Raw genomic sequence first — 4,479 nt, 5'->3', positions numbered from 1 at the left:
GCCCTCTTAGCATTTCGTGCTAGCTCTCTTGCTTCCTGAATAGAGCCTAGATCATAATCTAATTTCACCCGTATCATTCCTTTCTAAATGGACTAAAGCTATTCTAGACTTTGAGCGCAATCAATCTCTTTAATTGCACCAATCAAACCCTTTGTCTCTACCATACCCAACGCTTTTAGCCCCATTTTTATCAACCTCTATTTTTTTGAAATAATCGTTTCTACTTCTGTGTGAGGACGTGGTATTACATGTACGGAAATAAGCTCTCCTACTCTTTGAGCTGCTGCTGCACCTGCATCTGTTGCTGCTTTAACTGCTCCTACATCTCCTCTCACCATCACAGCTACAAGTCCTCCGCCTACTAGCTCTTTATTTACTATTTGGACATTAGCTGCCTTTACCATAGCGTCAGCTGCTTCAATTGCACCTATTAATCCTTTTGTTTCTACCATTCCCAATGCTTCTTGTTGCATTTTTTTCCCCCTTTATATATGATTGTTTGGTTTTTTATTTATTTACTATTTTCTTTAGGAAGAATTACTTCCACCTCACTGTGAGGTCTAGGAATAACATGGACTGCTACTAACTCTCCTACCCTTTCAGCAGCTGCGCTACCAGCATCTGTTGCTGCTTTAACTGCTCCTACATCTCCTCTTACCATTACAGTTACAAGTCCTCCACCTACAATCACCTTGCCAATAAGTTGCACATTAGCAGCCTTTACCATGGCATCCGCCGCTTCAACTGAACCAATTAATCCCTTTGTTTCCACCATTCCCAATGCATTATTCATAATAGTTTTTCCCTCCCTTTAATTGTATTTATCTAGGATGTCTGACATAGAAAATTTCAGCATCCCCTTGTGATGATATGGATATTTCCACATTTTTTGGTAGATATATTACATCTCCAGCCTTGCCAAAATAGGTGTTTCCGTCGATTGTTATAGATACTTTTCCTTTGATTACATAGTTGACTTCATTAAATTCAAGTCTCTTTTTGGCAAATCCCGGTGTCATTTTTATTAATCCAGAAGTCATCTCGGCACTTTCTTGACTATTTATTACTTCCGTTTCCCCTTCTTCTGCAACTACTGTATCCCCTTTAACTAACCTGAGACCTGAAGCATCTACCTCTTTTGTGAAACTATTTTTTTTTTCACATTGACCCAGTCGTTTTATCACTTCTTCCACAATACTAGCCACTAAATCTCCATTCAACTCTAATTTCTCTGGCTTACTCTTTGGTTTATCTCCAACTATAATTTCAATGCTTAATTCTGAAGCAATATCCTTTGCCGCTGGTGTAATAATGCTTTTTTCTTCTGTGTAAATTCTCTTTTCATTTTTTTCCGCACAGGCCTTAACATCAGCAACAGTAATTAGTGCTTTCAAGTAATTGTTCACCTCCTTGTCTATATAAAAATACTTATTATAAATACTTTTAAAACCATTAACCGCTGATCAACTCCAGTACCTACAACGCCCCTATCTTTTCTTCATCTATAATCCCCACTACAATTGCATCTACTGGAGAATTTTCTAAACCCCTCATATTCCTCGCGGAGCTTCCTTCTGTTATCAGCACTTTTTCTCCTATGCCTGCACCTATTAAATCGGCAGCCACTCTTCGACTGCATTCGTTGTTTTCTTCCCTATCCTGTAAACTAATAATAAGTAGCTTCACCCCCACAAGACCTTCATCTTTTCTGCTTGACCACACATTACCAGCAACTACGCCTATTTTCAATTAATCACCCCATTTACTAAAAATGATCCATCTCAGTCTCTGGGAGTACTTAAGGCGATTCCTTAATGGGCCCCAAGGAAATAAATTTTTTGCTTGCTTCAAACTATCCATTATTTAGGAAGCCTCTTTTTGCTAGCTCCTTCATAACATTTTCAATTATCATTTGCTCAGTGCCGCTGTTTGCCACAGCATTTGTGGAAGCTGTTTTCTCTACTTCTTCTACATAGTTATCACCATGTATTATCTTTGCTGCATTTTTGTACATTATTTTTTCTCTTACCTCCTCTGTAAAATCTAATTCCATATAGCTTTTAATAGCATCTCTAAAATCTACAAATGGGTGTGCACTGGCAAACAATATCTTATCACTTATAATTGTATTTGCCGCTTGCACATATGCTTCTGATTGAGGGTAGAACTCGTACTCTGACAGTTCTACATATACATTTTTATTTCGTTGGGCAACTGTAATCATCTCATTAACCCAAGGGTATGCTCCATGACTTATTATAATTTTTAGATCTGGAAAATCTCTAGCTACAAAGTCAATATATCTAGGTGCTACATGATCTATTACCGCATTTGGCACTAGTGTTGCAGGTCCAGTAGCAATAATAACTGGTACATCTAATTCACAACACTTGGAGTATATTGGATAATATCTAGCATCATTTGCATATATCTGAGCCAGGTAAGGGTCAACAGCAGCTCCTCTTATTCCTTCATTATTTACTGCATCATTTAGCTCAGCTACAGCATTCATCCCTTTATGAGGATCTAACCCAATAAACCCTAAAAATAAATCAGGATATTTATTTTTTAAAGCTATTACTCCTTTGTTATTTGACTTTGCCTGATAGGTAGTCTCGCAATCTCTTCCTGTTATTACAGCCGTCTCAACATTATGTTTTTTTAAATCTGTTACAATCTCATCTAACGGCTGCCCTTCCATAGAAAAGTTAATATACTCCAACATCCCCTTGAACATTTGACTACTTTTGAGTCATTATTTTCCTCCTTGTTGATTTTTTTATCTCTGCCACTTTGATATAGCAATTTCTATGCCAAACTTTTTTAGTTATTTTATAACATGAAGTATTGTCAGTTAGAATTTGTTTAATAGTAAAAAATTTATTACCCATAAAAACAATCACCAATATATTTATAACAAATGAAATCAAATTTTTCAAGATAAAACGCAATACCAAGAAAAAAATCAGCCACTAGGGTGACTGACCCATTAATGTGGCGAAGCCACTTTTTTTATGATTTTTTTAAAAAAACAATGTGTGCAAAATTGCAACTCATTGGAATAGTTTCCTTGCTCTTAATTATGATTTGTGCCCTGCTATTCCTAAAAATGTTGAAAAGGTTATTCATTGTGGTGACCCTAGTTTTGGGCATGCTCTTTATTTTTGTGATCACTGTGAAAAAATTAAATATGTTCCCTTTCGCTGCAAAAGCCGTTTCTGTAATACCTGTGGTGCTTCTTATGTCTCTGACCGAGCTATAACTATTTCTTCTAAATTAATTAATTGCACGCACCGACATCTTGTTTTTACTATCCCATCTGAGCTTCGAAACTTTTTCCGTCTTGATCGCTCTTTACTCAATATCCTTTTTGAAGCTTCTAGTCAAACTATATTTGCTTGGTTTTATAATCTTAATCCATTGCTAAAAATTCTATTGACTATATTGTTCGCTATACTGGTAAACCTGCTATGGCTCAATCTCGTATTCTTAACTATGATGGTAATTTTGTTACTTTCTATTACGATCGACATGAAGATGGTAAGCGTGTTACTGAAAAAATTAGTGCCATCGAGTTTATTACGCGGTTAATGGTCTATATTCCTGATGAGCAGTTTAAAATGGTCCGTTATTATGGGCTTTATGCTAAGAGACATAAGCATTCTTCAAAGTTCTTTCTTTTGCTTTCTCCTGCAAAGAAAAGGTTCTTGAAGCGACACTCTAAGTGGCGCGCACGTATTCTTATTGCTTTTGGAATTGATCCTATTCGCTGCAGCTGTGGTCACATTATGGAGTTAGTTGATATTTTTATTCCTGAAAAATCATCTCCTTTTCTTGCTGATCTTCCCCCACCAGCTTATAATGTTTCTTGAAGGAGGTTTTCAATATGAATATTTTAGATGGTTTTAGCAAAAATGATGACTTAGTTGAATTTATCTGTACTAAATGTAATTATTCTTTGTGGGTTCCTAGATTTTAAAAAGTCTTTGGCTACTCACAACAGCGTTGCAAGTATCGCAAATTTTTTCAAAGTAGATCGCTCCACCATATTTCGCAATTTTTTTCGCAAAATGTTGTAGTCTAGCAATCTTTGTTGCTAATCTGCAACATTCTTTTATACTCTAGACTGCACAACTAGCATAGCTTTCACCCAAGTGTAGCACGAACGTGAAAAGTGATAGTTGCAGGTTTGCGACATTTTTCACATACCCTCTTTCTCCCTACCCTACTACTTCTAGCTTTAAGCCTTTAAAAAATTGGCAAGGTTTTTGCATATATAAAATAGTGAATACAAAAATACAAAAATATAATATAAAGAGGAGGAATAGTCATGAATTGTTGTGAAGTATTAACACCTCAAGAACAACGAATTCAAGAAGAGTTACAAGGAAAGGAAACGTTTTATGGAAGAGAAAGGGCTTATAAAATACTAAATACCTTCAAAAACGAAAGACCTATAATAGACATTGAAAGAGCTAA

At 35.9% G+C, this 4,479-nt stretch carries 5 protein-coding genes and 1 pseudogene; 1 reads left to right on the top strand and 5 read right to left on the bottom strand.

The window, feature by feature from the left end:
• Nucleotides 1-197 precede the first annotated feature (197 nt).
• The 5 genes from GGQ84_RS15325 to GGQ84_RS15305 all read right to left on the bottom strand — a co-directional run bounded on the left by GGQ84_RS15325 (nt 198) and on the right by GGQ84_RS15305 (nt 2,737).
• A complete protein-coding gene (locus GGQ84_RS15325) occupies nt 198-473 on the bottom strand; it encodes a BMC domain-containing protein (RefSeq protein ID WP_429163679.1) in 276 nt (91 codons plus the stop codon).
• A 38-nt stretch (nt 474-511) separates the two neighbouring features.
• Nucleotides 512-796, bottom strand: coding sequence for a BMC domain-containing protein (locus GGQ84_RS15320; protein WP_429163681.1), 285 nt, complete (start codon nt 794-796; stop codon nt 512-514).
• 25 nt (nt 797-821) lie between these two features.
• On the bottom strand, nt 822-1,394 hold the full coding sequence (locus GGQ84_RS15315; protein WP_429163677.1) for a cupin domain-containing protein: 573 nt from the start codon (nt 1,392-1,394) through the stop codon (nt 822-824).
• An 82-nt stretch (nt 1,395-1,476) separates the two neighbouring features.
• Nucleotides 1,477-1,749: a EutN/CcmL family microcompartment protein gene (locus tag GGQ84_RS15310; protein ID WP_429163675.1), complete on the bottom strand. Its 273-nt coding sequence runs from the start codon at nt 1,747-1,749 to the stop codon at nt 1,477-1,479.
• 103 nt (nt 1,750-1,852) lie between these two features.
• Nucleotides 1,853-2,737: an amidohydrolase family protein gene (locus tag GGQ84_RS15305; protein WP_429163673.1), complete on the bottom strand. Its 885-nt coding sequence runs from the start codon at nt 2,735-2,737 to the stop codon at nt 1,853-1,855.
• Between the two features lie 299 nt (nt 2,738-3,036).
• On the opposite strand from GGQ84_RS15305, the pseudogene GGQ84_RS15300 reads away from it, so the two are divergent.
• A pseudogene (locus GGQ84_RS15300) lies at nt 3,037-3,872 on the top strand (transposase zinc-binding domain-containing protein).
• Nucleotides 3,873-4,479: the final 607 nt, after the last annotated feature.

This window comes from Desulfitispora alkaliphila (genome assembly GCF_050433185.1).
Classification (GTDB): Bacteria; Bacillota; Desulfitisporia; order Desulfitisporales; family Desulfitisporaceae; genus Desulfitispora; species Desulfitispora alkaliphila.
Note: the sequence above shows the minus strand (reverse complement) of the source record. Positions and strands in the feature narration are given on the sequence as shown.

Excerpts from the sequence above, each read along its gene's own strand:
- GGQ84_RS15305 (WP_429163673.1), bottom strand. The coding sequence starts at position 2,737 with ATGTTCAAGGGGATGTTGGAGTATATTAACTTTTCTATGGAAGGGCAG.
- GGQ84_RS15325 (WP_429163679.1), bottom strand. The coding sequence starts at position 473 with ATGCAACAAGAAGCATTGGGAATGGTAGAAACAAAAGGATTAATAGGT.